Origin of the sequence: Bacillus sp. FSL M8-0063, assembly GCF_038005545.1 — a bacterium.
Taxonomy (GTDB): Bacteria; Bacillota; Bacilli; order Bacillales; family Bacillaceae_G; genus Bacillus_A; species Bacillus_A wiedmannii.
Genome location: NZ_JBBOTJ010000001.1, coordinates 3,389,042 through 3,407,631 on the forward strand (window position 1 = coordinate 3,389,042; position 18,590 = coordinate 3,407,631).

Genomic DNA, 18,590 nt, shown 5'->3' on the forward strand with positions numbered 1-18,590 from the left:
TTAAATCAGTAAACGTGTGTACTTTGTACTGACACCACTGCTTACTATATCATACTGAAATATTACAATCAAGTCGAAAATGCGAACAATGTAAAACTTTCTTTGTTTATACTCGAATTCTAGTATTACCAACCTGCATTTCTTTTAAGCAAAAAAATGAAATGCAATTCATAGCTTTTCCAAAGAACACGATTATGACGCTTTTTACAAACACCATTAATCTTTTATACACAAAAAACTCTCCTCAAAAAACGAGGAGAGTTTTATAAATTAGTTTGTTTTTAATTTAGCAAGTTCCTGTAGAAATTTGTCGTTTAGCACTTTAATGTATGTTCCTTTCATACCTAAAGAGCGAGACTCAATAACACCAGCACTTTCTAATTTACGTAGTGCATTTACGATTACAGAACGAGTAATTCCTACGCGATCAGCAATTTTACTTGCAACAAGTAAACCTTCTGTTCCATTTAATTCTTCGAAGATATGCTCGATTGCTTCTAACTCACTGTAAGATAATGAGCTAATCGCCATTTGAACAACAGCTTTACTACGTGCTTCCTCTTCGATTTCTTCTGCTTTTTCACGTAAGATTTCCATACCTACTACAGTTGAACTGTATTCAGCAAGGATTAAATCATCGTCTAAGAACTCTTGACCAAGACGAGCTAACACTAATGTGCCTAAACGCTCACCGCCACCAACGATTGGTACGATTGTAGTTAAACCTTGACCGAATAATTCTCTATTTTCTACTGGGAATGCTGTGTAAGCACTGTTTACATCTAAGTTCGAAGATGTTTCTGTAATGTTGAATAAGCTTTGCGTGTATTCTTCCGGGAATTGACGCTCTGCAAGCATTTGTTTCATACGCTCATTCTCAATTTGTTGGTGAATTGCATAACCTAGTAATTTACCACGACGACTTACTACGAATACGTTCGCTTCGATTACTTCACACATTGTGTCAGACATTTCTCTAAAGTTTACAGGCTTTCCTGCTGCGCTCTGTAATAACGCATTTAATTTTCTTGTTTTTGCTAATAATTCCATTTCAAAAGTTCCTCCTACATGTTACTTACATATTTTTTCATCACTTGGAAACTAGGGCGAGTCACCTGATGACACTATTACAAAATAAACTGGCTCACATCTTTATTTTTAGCAATCGTTGCTAATTTCTCCTCAACGTATTGAGGTGTTATCGTTATTTTCTCTAACGTAATTTCAGATGCTTCAAACGATAAATCTTCAAGGAGTTTCTCCATAATCGTATGAAGTCTTCTTGCTCCAATATTATCTGTATCCTGATTAACTTGATAAGCAATCTCAGCAATCTTACGAATAGCTTCGTCTGAAAATTCAATTTCTATACCTTCAGTCGCTAATAAAGCCATATATTGTTTAATTAACGCATTGTCAGGCTCGATTAATATTTTAACAAAATCATCTGTCGATAATTTTGTTAACTCTACTCGAATCGGAAATCTCCCTTGCAGTTCCGGAATTAAATCCGACGGTTTAGACATATGAAACGCTCCAGCTGCAACGAATAAAATATAATCCGTTTTTACTGATCCGTATTTTGTCGCAACATTCGACCCTTCTACAATTGGCAAAATGTCACGTTGCACACCTTCACGTGATACATCTACGCTATTCGACTGCTTACCAGCAATTTTGTCAATTTCATCGATAAAAATAATCCCGAGCTGTTCAGCACGATAAACAGCCTCTTGTGTAACTTCATCCATATCAATTAAGCGCTGTGCTTCCTCATTTGTCAAGAGTTTTCTTGCTTCTTTTACAGAAAGTTTACGTTTTTTTGTTTTTTTCGGCATAAAACTTCCTAATGCATCTTGGAAATTCATTCCCATTTGTTCCATGCCAGTTCCTTGTAACATATCGAACATGGAAGACTGTTGCTCAGTCACTTCAATCGATACAATTTCATCTTCAAGAAGTCCTGCGGCAAGCTTTCTTTCCACATCTTGACGTTTCTTTTCAATTTCAACATCTTCCTGTGCATCAGATGTTTGATTCGAATTTTGAGCACCGCCAAATAGCATTTCTAATGGGTTTTTAAATCCAGATTGTTTCTCCGGACTCGGCACTAAAATTTCAACAAGACGTTGGTTCGCTTGTTCTTCTGCTTTATCTTGTACTTTAATTACCATTTCTTCTTTCACGATACGAACTGACGTTTCCACAAGGTCACGTACCATCGATTCTACATCTCTACCTACATATCCAACTTCTGTAAATTTGGTAGCTTCAACCTTAATAAAAGGTGCTCCAACGAGTTTCGCCATTCGTCGTGCTACCTCTGTTTTACCAACACCTGTCGGTCCAATCATTAAAATATTTTTAGGCGCAATTTCATCACGTAGATTTTCAGCTAATTTACTTCGACGATATCGATTTCTTAAAGCTACAGCAACCGCTTTCTTCGCATCTTTTTGACCGATAATGTATTGATCTAATTTTTCCACAATTTGACGCGGAGTAAAATGTAAATGCATATAAAATGCCTCCCTTACGATTCTACAATTCTTCCACAATTATATTGTGGTTTGTATAAACACAAATATCGCCAGCAATGTCTAAACTCGCTTTTGCAATTTGCTTCGCTGTTAAATGTTCACTTGCATATTGCTTTAAAGCACGACCTGCAGAAAGCGCATAATTCCCACCAGATCCAATCGCTAAAATACCATCATCCGGTTCAATCACTTCTCCTGTACCTGAAACAAGAAGCATAGTTGTTTTATCCATGACAATGAGCATCGCTTCTAGCTGACGTAACATTTTGTCGCCACGCCATTGTTTTGCCATCTCAACTGCAGCACGCTGCAAGTTCCCATTGTACTCTTCTAATTTCCCTTCAAACATTTCAAAAAGAGTAAATGCGTCAGCGACGGAACCTGCAAAGCCAGCTAAAACTTTCCCTTGGAAAAGTTTACGGACTTTACGAGCTGTATGTTTCATTACAACTGCATTTCCCATTGTCACCTGACCATCTCCAGCCATTGCACATTCTCCATTATGATGAACTGCAAATATCGTTGTAGCGTGGAAATTTCCCATAGAAAAAACTCCTTTATATGTTTTTATAGCTTTAAAAGCAATTTATGCCCGTGGGTGATGCTTCATGTAGACCGAACGCAATCTTTCTTTAGAGACATGCGTATAAATTTGTGTCGTCGACAAATTCTCATGACCGAGTAGCTCCTGTACAGTACGTAAATCTGCCCCTTCATCTAACATGTGTGTAGCAAATGTATGCCTTAACATATGGGGACTTATCCGCATTGTCAGTGAAGCCTTCTTAATGAGTTCGTTTAATACATAGCGTACCCCTCGACTTGTTAGCGGCGTGCCTTTCGCATTTAAAAATACCATATGAGAGTGTTCTTCAGTTTTGTGAGCTAACTGTTTTCTCCCGTTCTCTATATAAGTAATTAAAGCATCTTGCGCATAGCTTCCGAACGGAATATACCTTTGTTTTTTTCCTTTTCCCATTACTAAAATTGTTCCCACCGCGAAGTCAATATCGGTAAGTTGTAAATTGACACATTCACTCACACGGATTCCAGTCGCATACATCAACTCTAATAAAGCTTGATTCCTTTGACCTAGCGGTGTTTCCGTATCAGCAACTTCAAATAATTCCTCTAATTCTTCAGCATATAAAAACTTTGGGATTGACAATTCTTTTTTGGGGAGTGACGCAAGTGCAAACGGATTATCTTTCCGATAACCTTCACGCATCAAAAAACGATATAAACTTCGTAAGCTTGATACTTTTCTTGCGACAGATTTACGGGCTAACTTTTCATCGTGCAACGTCGTTAAGTACAAACGAACATCCGCGTATGTAACATCTAAAAAAGAGGATATGCCTTCTCGCTCCATAAATTGCACAAAATGTTCTAAATCATTTTGATAACTTGCAATTGTATATTTTGAATAATTTCTTTCAATTTGTAAATATCCAACGAATAATTGTAACAATTTCTTCACATTCACACAATTCACCTCAATAAAGGCTACTAAATCGTATCACAACTTAGTAGCCTTTGCAAGAAATTTAACTAAATATTTACAAAATTTTGAATTGTTTCTAAAGCGCGTGTTGCATATGCTTCATTTCGTTCTGCTTTTCTCTTAATTTTCTTCTCTAACGGTGCAAACAAACCGAAGTTTGCATTCATTGGTTGGAAGTTTTTCGCGTTTGTCGCAGTAATATAATTCGCCATACTTCCCATTGCAGTTACAGGCGGTAATACAACTGGCTCTTCACCTTTCGCAAGTCGAGCAGCGTTAATACCTGCTAGTAATCCTGATGCCGCCGATTCAACATATCCCTCTACTCCAGTCATTTGGCCAGCGAAGAATAAATCATCACGTTGTTTATATTGATATGTTGGACGAAGCAAGTTAGGTGAATTAATAAACGTATTACGATGCATTACACCATAACGTACAATCTCTGCATTTTCCAGTCCCGGAATCAACTGTAACACTTCTTTTTGTGGCCCCCACTTTAAATGCGTTTGGAAACCTACGATATTGTATAATGTTCCTGCTGCATCATCTTGACGTAACTGAACAACAGCATATGGCGTTTTCCCTGTTTTCGGATCTTCTAATCCAACAGGTTTCATCGGTCCAAATACTAGCGTCTGTCTTCCTCTACTTGCCATAACTTCTACCGGCATACAACCTTCAAAGAAAATTTCTTTTTCAAATTCTTTTAAAGGTACTGTTTCAGCAGCAATTAAAGCCTCGTAAAAACGGTCAAATTCCTCTTCCGTCATTGGGCAGTTTAAATATGCAGCTTCACCTTTATCGTAACGAGACTTTAAATATACTTTATTCATATCAATGCTGTCTTTCTCAACAATCGGTGCTGCAGCATCATAGAAATAAAAATAATCTTCACCTGTTAATTCTTTTAATTGTGCAGCAAGATCAGGAGACGTAAGTGGACCTGTCGCGATAACAGTAGGCCCTTCTGGAATTTCAGTAATTTCTTCATTCATCACAGTTACGTTCGGATGGTTTTTCACATACTCCGTTACCTTTGCCGCAAATTCATGACGATCTACAGCTAAAGCTCCTCCTGCTGGTACAGAGCACTCATCAGCTGCACGAATAATAACAGAGTCCATTAGACGCATTTCTTCTTTAATAACACCAACAGCGTTTGTTAATGTGTTTGCTCGAAGCGAGTTACTGCATACTAACTCTGCAAATTTATCTGTGTGATGAGCTGGCGTTTGCCTTACTGGTCTCATTTCATATAATTTCACTTGGACACCACGTTTTGCAATTTGGTAAGCTGCTTCACTTCCTGCAAGACCTGCGCCAATGACGTTTACTACTTGTGTTGTCATATTTATCACCTTTCCTTTTCTTCCCGAAAAAAATGTGAGCAGTTACGCTCACATTTGTTGTTCTTCTTCATAATCACACGAAATACATTGTACTTGCACGCCTTTTTTCAACTTCTTCTCTACAAGCATACCTTCGCACTTCGGACATTTACGACCAATTGGTTTATCCCAAGATACAAAGTCACACTCTGGATACGTACCGCATCCATAGAAAAGACGTTTCTTTTTATTACTACGGCGTTCAATAATTTGACCTTTATCACACTTCGGACAAGTAACACCGATTTCTTTCACAATCGGTTTTGTATTACGACAATCTGGGAAATTCGAACAAGCCATAAATTTCCCGTATTTACCCATTTTAAAGACCATTGGGTGATCACACAATTCACAGTCTTCCCCAGCTGGTTCATCTTTAATTTCCACTTCACGCATTTCTTTTTCCGCTTTTTCTAAACGCGGTTCAAAGCCTACGTAGAAATCATCAACAATTTTTACCCAATTCGCATTTCCTTCTTCTACTTCATCAAGACTTTGCTCCATGTTAGCAGTAAATTCAATGTTAATAATTTCTGGGAAAAACTCTAAAATAAGTTCAATTACTATTTCACCAAGTTCAGTTGGAACGAAGCGTTTATTATCCAAACCTACGTATCCACGTTTTTGAATCGTTTCAAGTGTCGGTACGTAAGTCGACGGTCTTCCAATTCCAAGCTCTTCAAGTGTTCTTACTAGACGAGCCTCTGTATAGCGCGGCGGAGGTTGTGTAAAGTGTTGCTTCGGTTCTAAATCCTTTGAAAATACCGTTTCCCCTACTTCTAAAGGTGGCAACATTTTATCCTTTTCTTCAGCCCCATCATCTTTCGACTCTACATACACTTTCATAAATCCTGGAAACTTTACAACCGATCCACTTGCACGGAACTGAACATTGTTATTAATGAGTCTAGCTGTCACAGTATCCATTATAGCAGACGCCATTTGACTTGCAACAAATCGCTCCCAAATCAGTTTATACAACCGAAGTTGATCACGACTTAAGAAACTCTTTAGTTCCTCTGGCCTTCTCATTACCGAAGTAGGACGAATTGCCTCATGCGCATCTTGCGCGTTCGACTTTTTCGTTTCTTTCTTCTTTTCTGTCCCTATGTATTCCGCACCAAACGCCTCAGTAATGTAAGTACGCGCCTCTGTTTGAGCTGTTTCTGAGATACGTGTTGAGTCAGTTCTCATATACGTAATAAGACCTACCGTCCCTTGCTTTCCAAGATCTATACCTTCATACAATTGCTGCGCGAGCATCATTGTTTTCTTTGCTCGCATGTTTAACTTACGCGCTGCCTCTTGTTGCAAGGAAGATGTTGTAAACGGTAATGCAGGATTACGTTTTCGCTCTTTTCGCGTTACATTTTCAACTGAAAACGCATTATCTTTCATCTGTTCAATTATTTCATTCACTTGCGTTTCATTCGTTAATTGAACTTTTTCACCATCTACACCGTAAAAGCTTGCTTCAAATGTGTCTTTCCCCTTTACAAATTCTGTCTTAATTGTCCAGAATTCTTCAGGCTCAAAGATTTGAATTTCTTTTTCACGTTCGATAATTAAACGAACTGCTACAGATTGTACGCGTCCTGCACTTAATCCTTTTTTTACTTTCTTCCATAATAAAGGACTAATATTGTAACCAACAAGACGATCTAGTATACGCCTTGCTTGTTGTGCATCTACTAAATCCATATTAATCGCACGAGGGTGTTTAAATGATTCTTTTATTGCATCTTTTGTAATCTCATTAAACACAACTCGACAATCTGATTCAACGTCCACATTTAACGTATTGGCTAAATGCCAAGCAATTGCTTCCCCTTCGCGGTCTGGATCGGCCGCGAGATAGACTTTCTTTGCTTTTTTGGCCGCTGATTTTAAATCTTTTAAGACGGGACCTTTACCACGAATGGTAATATACTTCGGGGTGAAGTTGTTCTTTACTTCTATCCCCATTTGGCTTTTAGGTAAATCGCGAACGTGTCCCATAGACGCGACAACTTTGTATTTTTTCCCTAAATATTTCTCAATGGTCTTCGCCTTAGAAGGCGACTCCACGATTACGAGGTAATCTGACATGCTAGTGCCTCCTTAAGAGGTGGATTCAAGTCTTCATCAATCTTATTGATTTCTCTTGTTTTTGTCAATCAAGAATGAATATACCATACAGCGCCTATCTACCATTTGTCAATAATTGTTTAATAAAAACATAAAAATATACGGTTAATTTAAAACCTCTTCCAAGATATCTTCTGCATTTCTTACTAGTTTTGCTCCTTGTTGAATCAAATGATTCGTTCCTGATGCACTATCTATAAATATAGGTCCAGGAAGTGCAAATACCTCTCTATTTTGCTCTAAAGCAAGGTCCGCAGTAATAAGTGTTCCACTTCTTGATTTCGCTTCTACAACTAAAACACCCTTACTTATACCACTAATAATCCGGTTCCTTTTTGGAAAATACCATTTTTTCGGTGCATAGTGCGGCGGATACTCTGTTAATAACAATATATATTCATTCCACGTTTCATATAAATGTCTATTTTCTTTTGGATACATATACGATAATCCATGTCCTAGTATTGCAATAGTCGGGCAATGCCGTCTTACTGTAATTTCATGAGACATTGTATCTATCCCTCTTGCAAACCCACTGACAATAAGCCATTCCCTTTCTAATAATGGGTGTAAAATAAATTTTAAACTCTCATGTCCATATAAAGTCGGTTCTCTCGTTCCAATAACCGCTAATTTATTCGCTTTATTGAGAAAACCCTTCTCTCCTTTTCCATATAACACAAAGGGGGGATCTTGTATTTCACGTAATAATTGTGGATAATCTTCATCCCATATAGTCATATAAAAGATTCGATTTTTTTCTAAATAAGATATATATTGCGGGAGATTTGAACTTTGAAGAAAATTTACTAATTCTGAAGATTTTTTCGAGGATATTCCAGTGTAGTATTCCATTTGTTTTGTATTAAACGTGTATATTCCCTTCAATTCAGGATCGACATATAGTAGTCTTTCCATCGCCTTCCAATGATCTGCTAAAAAATAATGAAGATGTAACAATCGTTCTCTTTTCATCTTAATTCTCCTTACCCATAATTTTTATTATGTAAACAAGAATTACGTAAAAAGACACCTTCAAGCAAGAAGGTGTCTTTCAACAGATTAGTAGTTTTTACAAGTTTCAAATAGACCTTTTTCTTTTAAGACAGAGATTAGCGTTTCGCCCATAACCGCTGGAGTTTCCGCTACTTTAATACCACAAGCTTCCATCGTTTTAATCTTTTCTGCAGCAGTTCCTTTACCGCCAGAAATGATTGCACCAGCATGGCCCATACGTTTGCCAGCAGGCGCTGTTTGGCCACCAATGAAGCCTACAACAGGTTTTGTCATATTAGCTTTCACCCATTCAGCTGCCTCTTCTTCTGCTGTACCACCGATTTCACCAATCATAATTACAGCATGCGTTTCTTCATCTTCATTAAATGCTTTTAACGCATCTATAAAGTCCGTACCGTTAACTGGGTCCCCACCGATACCTACAGCAGTAGATTGACCAATACCTTCTTGTGTTAACTGATGTACAGCCTCATACGTTAATGTACCAGAACGAGATACGATACCTACATGGCCTTTTTTATGAATGTACCCTGGCATAATACCAATTTTACATTCATCAGGCGTAATAACACCAGGACAGTTCGGTCCAAGTAAACGTGTATGTTTACCCGCCATATATCTCTTTACGTTTACCATATCTAATACAGGAATTCCTTCGGTAATACATACTACTAAATCGATTTCTGCATCAACTGCTTCCATAATTGCATCAGCCGCAAAAGCGGGTGGAACGTATACAACTGAAGCGTTTGCGCCTGTTGCTTTCACTGCATCTTCTACAGTATCAAATACTGGTACACCTTCAATATCAGTGCCACCTTTACCTGGCGTTACACCACCGACAATTTTCGTACCGTATTCAATCATTTGTTTTGTGTGGAATAAACCTTGAGAACCTGTAATACCTTGAACAATAACTTTTGTATCTTTATTAACTAATACGCTCATTTTTCTCCCCCGCTTTCTATTAGCCCACTAGTGAAACAATTTTTTGTGCACCGTCTGCCATAGATTCTGCTGCAACAATATTTAAGCCAGACTCATTTAAAATTTTCTTACCTAACTCTACGTTTGTACCTTCAAGACGTACAACTAAAGGTAATTCAAGACCTACTTGTTTCGTCGCTTCAATAACACCTTCTGCGATAACATCACACTTCATAATGCCACCAAAAATGTTAACGAAGATACCTTTTACATTTTTGTCAGAAAGGATAATTTTGAATGCTTCTGTAACTTTTTCAGCTGTTGCACCGCCACCAACATCTAAGAAGTTAGCTGGATCGCCATGGTAATGTTTAATGATATCCATTGTAGCCATCGCTAAACCTGCACCATTAACCATACAACCGATATTTCCATCTAAAGGAATGTAGTTTAAGTCATATTTAGAAGCTTCAATTTCTTTTGAATCTTCTTCATCAAGATCACGAAGTTCTAAAATGTCTTTATTGCGATATAAAGCATTAGAATCAAAGTTTAATTTCGCATCTAATGCCATAACTTTACCGTCACCTGTTGTAACAAGTGGATTGATCTCCGCGATAGAGCAATCTTTTTCGATAAACGCACGGTATAAGCCCATCATAAACTTCACAGCTTGTCCTACAAGCTCTTTTGGAATATTGATGTTAAACGCGATTCGGCGCGCTTGGAAGCCTTGTAAGCCTACTGCTGGATCAATATATTCTTTAAAGATCTTTTCAGGTGTTTGCTCTGCTACTTCTTCAATTTCTGTTCCACCTTCTTCAGATGCCATTAAAACAACTTGAGAAGTTGCACGATCTAAAACTAGACCAACATAATATTCTTTTTTAATATCGCAACCTTCTTCGATAAGTAAGCGTTTTACTTCCTTACCTTCAGGACCTGTTTGATGTGTCACAAGTGTAGTTCCTAAAATGCTCTCTGCATATGTACGAACTTCATCTAAATTTTTTGCAACTTTTACTCCGCCAGCTTTGCCGCGTCCACCAGCGTGAATTTGTGCTTTTACTACACATACATCCGTTCCTAATTCTTTCGCTGCTTCTACAGCTTCTTCTACTGTAAATGCAACCTTCCCGTTCGGAACGCTAACCCCATAGCTTTTAAGGACTGCCTTACCTTGGTACTCATGGATATTCATGGTCCCATCCTCCCCTGTTTTCCTGTTTTACTCGAAAAGTTTTTTAATGTTTAAAAAACATTACATTGCCATTGTATAAGATGATTGGCACGCTGTCTACAATAAAGTGTCAGAAAACTGAAATCGCTTTATTCTTTTTTGGAAATAATAATGTTCATATACCAAAATAAAAAAATAAGCTGCATATTCGCAGCTTATTTTTGAATCGTATCTTTAATTGGTGCAAACGATTTGCGATGTTCTTCTAATACTCCATGCGCTTCAATCGCTTCTAAATGTTTTTTTGTGCCATATCCCATATGTTGTTCAAATCCATATGCAGGATACTTTTCTCCAAGCTCTTTCATCATACGATCTCTCGTTACTTTCGCAATAATGGATGCAGCTGAAATAGAAATACTTTTCGCATCACCTTTAATAATGGATGTTTGCGGAATTGGTGTAGGAAGTTTCATCGCATCAATTAATAAATGTTCTGGTGCACAAGATAAATTCGCAACAGCATCTAACATCGCTTGTTTCGTCGCTTGATAAATATTTATCTCATCAATAACTTGTGGTGATACAATTCCAACTCCAATTGCAATTGCTTGTGTTTTAATTTCATCATAAAAACGCTCTCGCTTCGCCTCACTCAGCTTTTTCGAGTCATTCAACCCTGGAATATAAAAATCTTCCGGAAGGACAACAGCTGCCGTCACGACAGGCCCAGCTAGCGGCCCACGCCCTACTTCATCTATACCTGCAATAAATGTGAGCCCTTTTTCACGTAATGCAATCTCATACTTAGACATTTCGAAAAACTTTTCTTTTTCTTTCTGCGCTAACTCTTTTTGTTTATGCCACTTCAAAATGAGCTTTTGTACCCCTTTTCGCTCATCTTTCATTAATATTTGAAAGCGGTCGTCTTCTTCACTTATAATTTCTTGCAGTAAATGTTCCGCTTCTTGAATAGTCACTTTTTGCATTCACGCACACTCCCTTTATATACAAAAAAGAAAAGACGTACAAACGCACGTCTTATACTTCTTCTACTTTTTCAACACCTTCTACTTGCTCCGCAAACTCTTCTGGTGTTTCAAACGTCATTTTTCCAAGTTTTCCACCACGAAGCTCACGAAGTATAAGCTCAGATGTTTTATCATAATCAATCATTCCGCCGCCCATTAAACAGCCTCTATTTTTTCCAATTGCATCGAATAACTCCACAATATCTTCTGGAATTTCATTTAAATTATATCGATCTTTCAATCGTTCTGGATAATGTTTTTCCATAAAACGTAAAGCGTAAACAGCAACATCTTGTAAATTTAAAATTGAATCTTTAATTGCGCCCGTTGTCGCTAAACGAAGACCCACTAATTGATCTTCAAATTTAGGCCATAAAATACCCGGTGTATCTAACAGTTCCATTTCCTTCCCAACTTTAATCCATTGTTGAGCTGTTGTCACACCAGGACGATCTCCTGTTTTAGCGATATTTTTCTTCGCCAACTTATTAATTAACGTAGATTTACCAACATTCGGTATACCTACAATTAATGCCCGAATTGCTCTTGGTCTAATACCTTTTGCAACCATTTTATCAAATTTTTCTTTCACCAACACTTTACAAGCCGCTGCAATTTCCTTCATACCTTGTCCAGCTTGTGCGTTAATTGAAATTGCCATCTGGCCTTTTTCTTTAAAATATGCGATCCATTGCTTTGTTAAACGATCATCTGCCATATCCGCTTTATTTAAAACAACAAGCCTCGGCTTATGTGTAATAATCTCATCGATCATTGGATTTCGAGAAGATAAAGGTAATCGAGCATCTACAAGCTCAATTACAACATCAATTAACTTTAATTTTTCTGTTACTTGGCGTCTAGCCTTTGCCATATGTCCCGGGAACCATTGAATTACCATGTTGCCACCTTCTTTTTCTTTTATTTCACAATACGAGCATCTTTTAACGGCCAATATAGTATATTTGCTTTTCCAATCACTTGGTCCATTGAAATTGTACCAATCGAACGGCTATCTTTACTAAAACGACGATTATCGCCTAAAACAAATAATTGACCTTCTGGAACAGTTTTCTTCCCTGTCATTTCTTCAAGAGTAAAATCATATGTAAGCGGTCCGTCAGCAATTTGTTTTTTTTGCTTGTCTAAATACGGCTCCTCATAAGCCTTTCCGTTAACATATAGTTTATCATTACGATACTCTATTTCATCGCCTGGCAGGCCGATAATGCGCTTAATATAATCTTTATCTTCCGTCGCTCGGAATACGATAATATCAAATCTTTTCGGATCTCCTATGTGATAACCAATTTTATTGACAATCATTCGATCGCGATCATGTAAAGTAGACGCCATCGATACTCCATCTACGAGAATTGGCGCAAAGAAAAACTGTCTAATAACACCTGCTAATACAACAGCAATCAAAATTGCTTTGATCCATTCCCAAAGTGAACTCTTTTCTTTCTTCATGCATTTCCCCTCCACGATTATGTAAGCTGCTCGTATTATATCAAAATTTTATATAGATTGGAAAAAGGGAGCTTGTGTATTTACAAGCTCCCATACATGTCTTATCGAATTTCTTTAATACGTGCTTTTTTACCGCGAAGGTTACGTAAGTAGTATAACTTAGCACGACGTACTTTACCACGGCGAAGTACTTCAAGTTTCGCGATTCTTGGCGTGTGAACTGGGAATGTACGCTCAACACCTACACCGTAAGAAATCTTACGAACTGTGAATGTTTCACTGATTCCGCCACCACGACGTTTAATTACAACACCTTCGAAAAGCTGAATTCTTTCACGAGTTCCCTCAACTACTTTTACGTGTACACGTAAAGTGTCTCCAGGACGGAATGAAGGAAGGTCAGTTTTTAATTGGCCTTGAGTAATTTCTGCGATTAATTGTTGCATATTAAATTCTCTCCTTTAAACAGATGCTCTTATAAAGTCTTAATAAATTACAGCGGAACATCGTTAATACGGCCACTGTTTTCAGTAGCACAAGTGTTATAATAGCATATTGCTAGGACTGTTGCAATAGAAAATATATCAAGCCCTTACTTGTCTTCTTTAATCTGTTCTAGCCATTTCGCTTCTTGCTTAGATAATTCTCGTTCTTCCAGTAAATCCGGTCTACGCGTGTACGTACGACGTAGTGATTCTTTGTGTCGCCATTCATCAATATTTTTATGATTTCCTGACATCAGTACATTCGGTACCTTCATACCACGAAAATCAGCTGGACGTGTATAATGAGGATGTTCTAATAAACCTGTACTAAACGAATCCTCGACTTGTGAAGCATGATTTCCTAGCACTCCCGGGAGGAGACGTACGACACTATCCGTAATAACCATAGAGGCTAACTCTCCGCCGGTTAATACGTAGTCACCGATAGAAATCTCATCCGTTACGAGATGCTCACGAATTCGTTCATCGTACCCTTCATAATGACCACACACAAAAATAACATGCTCTTCTTCAGCAAGTTCTTCTGCCTTCTTCTGCGTAAAACGCTCTCCTTGTGGACACATTAGGACAACTCTCGGTTTACGGTCTGTTTCCTTCGTTAACTCTTCCACTGCATCAAAGATAGGCTGGGGGGTTAATACCATCCCAGCGCCACCACCATACGGATAATCATCTACGCTATTATGCTTACTCGTTGTATAATCGCGAAAATTGACAACACGAAGCTCTACTGCTTCTTTTTCTTGTGCTTTCTTTAAAATTGAAGATCCAAACACACCCGTAAACATATCTGGAAACAATGTTAAAATGTCAATTTTCATTATAATAGCCCTTCCATTACATGAATGGTTACTAATTTATTCTCAATGTTAACTTGAAGTACAACATCATCAATATAAGGAATTAATAGATCTTGACCTTTTGGACGTTTAATTACCCAAACATCATTTGCACCAGGAGATAAAATTTCTTTTATTGTTCCTAACGCTTCTCCTTCTTCCGTTACAACACTGCAACCAATAATTTCATGGTAGTAGTATTCACCTTCAGCTAATTCACCTAACTGCTCTTCTGGTACTTTTATTAAAGAACCTTTAAACTTCTCTGCTTCATCAACATTGTTGTATCCTTCAAATGTTAATAGATCAAATGTCTTATGTTGACGATGAGAAGTTACTTTCACTGGAAGGTAGTCTGTACTTTTCTCATTACTTATGTATAACGTGTTTCCTACTTTATATCGCTCTTCTGGAAAATCAGTACGAGAAATAACACGAATTTCTCCTCTTACGCCATGAGTATTTACAATTTTCCCTACGTTAAACCATTTTGTCATAAATAGTATGTCACCCCTGGTTTCTATATAAATTAAGCATCTCCATTTCACATATGGAACATGCAACTTCTCTTTAAATGTTAAAAAAGGGAGAGGAAATAACTCCTCGCCCTTTTTACGTTTATTGAATTTCCAGTGTTACTTTTTCATCATTATGATGTCCCACTGAATACAAGAGCATTCGAATTGCTTTCGCAACTTTCCCTTGCTTTCCAATGACTTTTCCAACATCCTCAGGATGTACAGTTAATCGATACTTTATCTCTCCGTTGTAAAGTTCCTGTGTAACTTTTACATCTTCAGGATGATCGACAAGAGGCTTGACAATCGTCTCGACTAACTTCTTCATAGTCATTGCCTCAATTACTTACCTTGTTTAGATAAGTGGAATTTCTCCATGATACCTTGGTTAGAGAATAAGTTACGAACTGTATCAGATGGTTTAGCACCATTTCCTAACCATTTTAATGCTGCTTCTTCGTTGATCTTAACTTCAGCTGGTTGAGCAACCGGATTGTAAGTACCGATTTCCTCAATGAAACGTCCGTCACGAGGAGAACGAGAATCTGCAACAACTACACGATAGAAAGGAGTTTTTTTAGCTCCCATACGTTTTAAACGAATTTTAACTGCCATTTATAAAGCACCTCCGAATTTATTTCACACAGATAATTATATTAGCAAAAAGACTATTGCTTTGTAAAGTATTTTTTCTTAACAGAGCCATCTTTTTTCCTTACATGAATGGAAACTTCAATCCACCTAGTCCTTTTTTCTTACCTTTTTGCATTCCCGTCATCGTTTTCATCATCTTTTTCATATCATCAAATTGCTTGATTAAACGATTGATCTCTTGTACTGTTGTACCGCTACCTTTGGCAATGCGCTTTTTGCGACTAGCATTGATTATTTCCGGTTGTTCTCGCTCTAATTTAGTCATAGAACGAATAATTGCCTCAATATGCCCAATTTGTTTTTCATCAACTTGCGCATTTTTCAGCCCTTTAATTTTATTTGCACCAGGAAGCATTCCTAACAATTCATCAAGCGGTCCAAGTTGACGCACTTGTCCAAGTTGTTCTAGGAAATCGTCAAGCGTAAACGAAAGCGTACGCATTTTTTGCTCAAGTTCTTTTGCTTTCTCTTCATCAACTGTAGCTTGCGCTTTTTCAATTAATGTTAAGACGTCTCCCATCCCTAAAATACGGGATGCCATACGCTCTGGATGGAACGCTTCAATCGCATCTAGTTTTTCACCCATACCAACAAATTTAATCGGTGTATTCGTTACCGCCTTAATAGATAATGCTGCACCACCGCGCGTATCACCATCTAATTTCGTTAATACAACACCTGTTAAACCTAACTGTTCATGGAAACTTTGTGCAACATTTACCGCGTCTTGTCCCGTCATCGCATCGACAACAAGGAAAATTTCATCCGGTTTCGCAACTTCTTTCACTTTCGCTAATTCATCCATTAGTTCTTCATCAATATGCAGGCGACCTGCTGTATCAATTAAAACATAATCGTGATGATCTTCTTTTGCTTTTGCAATCGCTTGTTTCGCAATTTCAACAGGACTTACTTGATCTCCTAAAGAGAATACAGGCATGTCCAATTGCTTCCCTAATGTTTCAAGCTGTTTAATCGCTGCTGGACGGTAAATATCCGCTGCAACAAGCATTGGTTTACGATTATGCTTTTTACGAAGCAAATTCGCAAGCTTACCTGTCGTCGTTGTTTTACCCGCACCTTGCAGACCAACCATCATTATAACAGTCGGTGGCCTATTAGCAACAGCAATTTTGCTTTGCTCTCCGCCCATAAGTTCTGTAAGTTCTTCCTGTACGACTTTAATTACTTGTTGTCCAGGTGTCAAACTTGTCATTACATCTTGTCCGACAGCACGTTCAGACACACGCTTTACAAAATCTTTTACTACTTTAAAGTTAACGTCCGCTTCTAAAAGAGCTAGACGAACTTCTCTCATCATTTCTTTCACATCGGCTTCAGAAACTTTTCCTTTGCCGCGGATTTTTTGCATTGTCTGTTGAAGTCGGTCGGCTAATCCTTCAAATGCCATATTGCCGCCCTCCTAATCTAATTTTTCGATAGCTTCAACAACTTGTTTCATTTCTTCATTCACATGCTCTTCTTCGCTGATTAGCTGTTTTAGCTTTGCAACAAGTCGCTGTCGCTCTTGAAACTTTTGAAGTAATACTAATTTATCTTCATATTCTTCAAGCATCGCTTCAGTCCGTTTAATGTTATCATACACGGCTTGGCGACTTACATCAAATTCTTCCGCAATTTCACCAAGAGATAAATCATCTAGATAATAAAGCGACATATAACTTCTTTGTTTTTGCGTTAACAACGATTGATAAAAATCAAATAAATAGTTCATTCTCGTTGTTTTCTCGAGCATGTTGGATCATCCTTTGTTAAGTGATTTCCCTTTACATCAATTAGTTTACATGGAGTACAAAAGAGTGTCAAGTTTTTTTCTTAACATCACATATTTTTATAGAAAAAGAAGCGGAAAATACCGCTTCTTTCACTTACACTTCTTCAGTTTCTACTAAGTTCGCAAATAAACCATACACATATTGTTCTGGATCAAACTGCTGTAAGTCATCCATTTGCTCTCCTAATCCAACGAATTTCACCGGTACATCCATTTCGTTACGAATCGCTAATACAATACCACCTTTAGCAGTTCCATCTAACTTCGTTAAAACAATACCAGTAACATTCGTTGCTTCACGGAATGTTTTCGCTTGACTTAAACCGTTTTGTCCTGTTGTTGCATCAATAACAAGTAATACTTCGTGAGGAGCCCCCGGTACTTCACGCTCAATTACACGCTTCACTTTCTCTAACTCTTTCATTAAGTTTACTTTATTTTGTAAGCGTCCTGCTGTGTCACATAGTAATACGTCTACTTTACGTGCTTTCGCGGCTTGTACAGCGTCATACATAACCGCCGCTGGATCAGATCCTGACCCTTGTTTAATCACTTCTACACCAACGCGATCGCCCCATACTTCTAATTGTTCAATCGCTCCCGCGCGGAATGTATCTCCTGCCGCCAATAGGACAGACTTACCTTCTGATTTGAATTTATGTGCTAGTTTACCAATCGTCGTCGTTTTCCCTACGCCGTTAACACCGACAAATAAAACAACTGTTAATTGATCCTCTTGCATATTAATTTCATTACTAAACTCACTGTCGCCTTTGTAAATTCCTACTAACTTTTCTGAAATAACAGCTTGTACTTCTTTTGGATCTTGGATGTTACGACGTTGCACTTCTTCTTTCAATTGATCAATTAATTCCATTACCGTCGAAACTCCGACATCTGCACCAATTAAAATTTCTTCTAATTCCTCAAAGAAATCTTCATCTACTTTACGATAACGATAAACTAAATCATTTACTTTATCTGCAAACGAATTTCTCGTTTTTTCTAATCCATGTTTAAATTTCTCTGTTACCGTATCTGTTTGTTTTGAAATCTTTTCTTTTAATTTTTTAAAAAAACTCATACTG

20 protein-coding genes are annotated in these 18,590 nt (G+C 37.7%); all 20 read right to left on the minus strand.

Translation table 11 applies throughout. From position 1 onward, the window contains the following. Positions 1 to 270: 270 nt before the first annotated feature. Positions 271 to 1,050: a GTP-sensing pleiotropic transcriptional regulator CodY gene (gene codY / locus MKX31_RS17065; RefSeq protein WP_000421290.1), complete on the minus strand. Its 780-nt coding sequence runs from the start codon at positions 1,048 to 1,050 to the stop codon at positions 271 to 273. 77 nt (positions 1,051 to 1,127) lie between these two features. Continuing rightward, complete coding sequence (gene hslU, locus MKX31_RS17070; protein WP_000550070.1) at positions 1,128 to 2,519, minus strand: ATP-dependent protease ATPase subunit HslU; 1,392 nt, start codon at positions 2,517 to 2,519, stop codon at positions 1,128 to 1,130. 22 nt (positions 2,520 to 2,541) lie between these two features. Beyond that, a complete protein-coding gene (gene hslV, locus MKX31_RS17075) occupies positions 2,542 to 3,084 on the minus strand; it encodes an ATP-dependent protease proteolytic subunit HslV (RefSeq protein WP_000526271.1) in 543 nt (180 codons plus the stop codon). 42 nt (positions 3,085 to 3,126) lie between these two features. Then, positions 3,127 to 4,026, minus strand: coding sequence for a tyrosine recombinase XerC (gene xerC, locus MKX31_RS17080; protein WP_001101235.1), 900 nt, complete (start codon positions 4,024 to 4,026; stop codon positions 3,127 to 3,129). A 65-nt stretch (positions 4,027 to 4,091) separates the two neighbouring features. Next, on the minus strand, positions 4,092 to 5,396 hold the full coding sequence (trmFO, locus tag MKX31_RS17085) for an FADH(2)-oxidizing methylenetetrahydrofolate--tRNA-(uracil(54)-C(5))-methyltransferase TrmFO (RefSeq protein WP_064475009.1): 1,305 nt from the start codon (positions 5,394 to 5,396) through the stop codon (positions 4,092 to 4,094). 48 nt (positions 5,397 to 5,444) lie between these two features. Beyond that, positions 5,445 to 7,523 carry a type I DNA topoisomerase gene (gene topA, locus MKX31_RS17090; protein WP_001286953.1) on the minus strand — a complete coding sequence of 693 codons (2,079 nt, stop codon included), beginning with the start codon at positions 7,521 to 7,523 and terminating at the stop codon, positions 5,445 to 5,447. Positions 7,524 to 7,667: 144 nt separating this feature from the next. Beyond that, complete coding sequence (gene dprA, locus MKX31_RS17095) at positions 7,668 to 8,537, minus strand: DNA-processing protein DprA (protein WP_088047267.1); 870 nt, start codon at positions 8,535 to 8,537, stop codon at positions 7,668 to 7,670. An 87-nt stretch (positions 8,538 to 8,624) separates the two neighbouring features. Next, complete coding sequence (sucD, locus tag MKX31_RS17100; RefSeq protein ID WP_000115178.1) at positions 8,625 to 9,527, minus strand: succinate--CoA ligase subunit alpha; 903 nt, start codon at positions 9,525 to 9,527, stop codon at positions 8,625 to 8,627. Between the two features lie 19 nt (positions 9,528 to 9,546). Then, a complete protein-coding gene (gene sucC, locus MKX31_RS17105; RefSeq protein WP_001020778.1) occupies positions 9,547 to 10,707 on the minus strand; it encodes an ADP-forming succinate--CoA ligase subunit beta in 1,161 nt (386 codons plus the stop codon). Positions 10,708 to 10,901: 194 nt separating this feature from the next. Then, a complete protein-coding gene (locus MKX31_RS17110) occupies positions 10,902 to 11,675 on the minus strand; it encodes a ribonuclease HII (protein WP_064475007.1) in 774 nt (257 codons plus the stop codon). Between the two features lie 52 nt (positions 11,676 to 11,727). After that, positions 11,728 to 12,618, minus strand: coding sequence for a ribosome biogenesis GTPase YlqF (ylqF, locus tag MKX31_RS17115; RefSeq protein WP_048546006.1), 891 nt, complete (start codon positions 12,616 to 12,618; stop codon positions 11,728 to 11,730). A 20-nt stretch (positions 12,619 to 12,638) separates the two neighbouring features. Further along, positions 12,639 to 13,190: a signal peptidase I gene (lepB, locus tag MKX31_RS17120; RefSeq protein WP_000711857.1), complete on the minus strand. Its 552-nt coding sequence runs from the start codon at positions 13,188 to 13,190 to the stop codon at positions 12,639 to 12,641. Positions 13,191 to 13,291: 101 nt separating this feature from the next. Continuing rightward, positions 13,292 to 13,636, minus strand: coding sequence for a 50S ribosomal protein L19 (gene rplS / locus MKX31_RS17125; RefSeq protein WP_001186518.1), 345 nt, complete (start codon positions 13,634 to 13,636; stop codon positions 13,292 to 13,294). A 146-nt stretch (positions 13,637 to 13,782) separates the two neighbouring features. After that, positions 13,783 to 14,517, minus strand: a complete 735-nt coding sequence (trmD, locus tag MKX31_RS17130; RefSeq protein WP_064475006.1) for a tRNA (guanosine(37)-N1)-methyltransferase TrmD — start codon at positions 14,515 to 14,517, stop codon at positions 13,783 to 13,785. Continuing rightward, complete coding sequence (gene rimM, locus MKX31_RS17135; protein ID WP_000170282.1) at positions 14,517 to 15,032, minus strand: ribosome maturation factor RimM; 516 nt, start codon at positions 15,030 to 15,032, stop codon at positions 14,517 to 14,519. The genes trmD and rimM overlap by 1 nt, the downstream gene beginning before the upstream one ends. Positions 15,033 to 15,153: 121 nt before the next feature. Then, positions 15,154 to 15,381, minus strand: a complete 228-nt coding sequence (locus MKX31_RS17140; protein ID WP_000737397.1) for a KH domain-containing protein — start codon at positions 15,379 to 15,381, stop codon at positions 15,154 to 15,156. Between the two features lie 14 nt (positions 15,382 to 15,395). Beyond that, the gene (rpsP, locus tag MKX31_RS17145) at positions 15,396 to 15,668 is read right to left on the minus strand and encodes a 30S ribosomal protein S16 (RefSeq protein ID WP_000268750.1); all 273 of its coding nucleotides are present in this window, start codon (positions 15,666 to 15,668) and stop codon (positions 15,396 to 15,398) included. Between the two features lie 100 nt (positions 15,669 to 15,768). Beyond that, a complete protein-coding gene (gene ffh, locus MKX31_RS17150; RefSeq protein ID WP_048546014.1) occupies positions 15,769 to 17,118 on the minus strand; it encodes a signal recognition particle protein in 1,350 nt (449 codons plus the stop codon). Positions 17,119 to 17,130: 12 nt separating this feature from the next. After that, complete coding sequence (locus tag MKX31_RS17155; protein WP_000891061.1) at positions 17,131 to 17,463, minus strand: putative DNA-binding protein; 333 nt, start codon at positions 17,461 to 17,463, stop codon at positions 17,131 to 17,133. Between the two features lie 133 nt (positions 17,464 to 17,596). Further along, on the minus strand, positions 17,597 to 18,586 hold the full coding sequence (gene ftsY, locus MKX31_RS17160; RefSeq protein WP_000007644.1) for a signal recognition particle-docking protein FtsY: 990 nt from the start codon (positions 18,584 to 18,586) through the stop codon (positions 17,597 to 17,599). Positions 18,587 to 18,590 lie beyond the last annotated feature (4 nt).

What these genes read in the sequence shown, in the direction of transcription:
- hslU (WP_000550070.1), bottom strand. Translation starts at nt 2,519, where the DNA reads ATGCATTTACATTTTACTCCGCGTCAAATTGTGGAAAAATTAGATCAA.
- rplS (WP_001186518.1), bottom strand. Translation starts at nt 13,636, where the DNA reads ATGCAACAATTAATCGCAGAAATTACTCAAGGCCAATTAAAAACTGAC.
- sucC (WP_001020778.1), bottom strand. Translation starts at nt 10,707, where the DNA reads ATGAATATCCATGAGTACCAAGGTAAGGCAGTCCTTAAAAGCTATGGG.
- codY (WP_000421290.1), bottom strand. Translation starts at nt 1,050, where the DNA reads ATGGAATTATTAGCAAAAACAAGAAAATTAAATGCGTTATTACAGAGC.
- MKX31_RS17110 (WP_064475007.1), bottom strand. Translation starts at nt 11,675, where the DNA reads ATGCAAAAAGTGACTATTCAAGAAGCGGAACATTTACTGCAAGAAATT.
- trmD (WP_064475006.1), bottom strand. Translation starts at nt 14,517, where the DNA reads ATGAAAATTGACATTTTAACATTGTTTCCAGATATGTTTACGGGTGTG.
- ftsY (WP_000007644.1), bottom strand. Translation starts at nt 18,586, where the DNA reads ATGAGTTTTTTTAAAAAATTAAAAGAAAAGATTTCAAAACAAACAGAT.
- trmFO (WP_064475009.1), bottom strand. Translation starts at nt 5,396, where the DNA reads ATGACAACACAAGTAGTAAACGTCATTGGCGCAGGTCTTGCAGGAAGT.
- dprA (WP_088047267.1), bottom strand. Translation starts at nt 8,537, where the DNA reads ATGAAAAGAGAACGATTGTTACATCTTCATTATTTTTTAGCAGATCAT.
- lepB (WP_000711857.1), bottom strand. Translation starts at nt 13,190, where the DNA reads ATGAAGAAAGAAAAGAGTTCACTTTGGGAATGGATCAAAGCAATTTTG.
- ffh (WP_048546014.1), bottom strand. Translation starts at nt 17,118, where the DNA reads ATGGCATTTGAAGGATTAGCCGACCGACTTCAACAGACAATGCAAAAA.
- MKX31_RS17140 (WP_000737397.1), bottom strand. Translation starts at nt 15,381, where the DNA reads ATGAAGAAGTTAGTCGAGACGATTGTCAAGCCTCTTGTCGATCATCCT.
- topA (WP_001286953.1), bottom strand. Translation starts at nt 7,523, where the DNA reads ATGTCAGATTACCTCGTAATCGTGGAGTCGCCTTCTAAGGCGAAGACC.
- hslV (WP_000526271.1), bottom strand. Translation starts at nt 3,084, where the DNA reads ATGGGAAATTTCCACGCTACAACGATATTTGCAGTTCATCATAATGGA.
- sucD (WP_000115178.1), bottom strand. Translation starts at nt 9,527, where the DNA reads ATGAGCGTATTAGTTAATAAAGATACAAAAGTTATTGTTCAAGGTATT.
- rimM (WP_000170282.1), bottom strand. Translation starts at nt 15,032, where the DNA reads ATGACAAAATGGTTTAACGTAGGGAAAATTGTAAATACTCATGGCGTA.
- rpsP (WP_000268750.1), bottom strand. Translation starts at nt 15,668, where the DNA reads ATGGCAGTTAAAATTCGTTTAAAACGTATGGGAGCTAAAAAAACTCCT.
- MKX31_RS17155 (WP_000891061.1), bottom strand. Translation starts at nt 17,463, where the DNA reads ATGCTCGAGAAAACAACGAGAATGAACTATTTATTTGATTTTTATCAA.
- ylqF (WP_048546006.1), bottom strand. Translation starts at nt 12,618, where the DNA reads ATGGTAATTCAATGGTTCCCGGGACATATGGCAAAGGCTAGACGCCAA.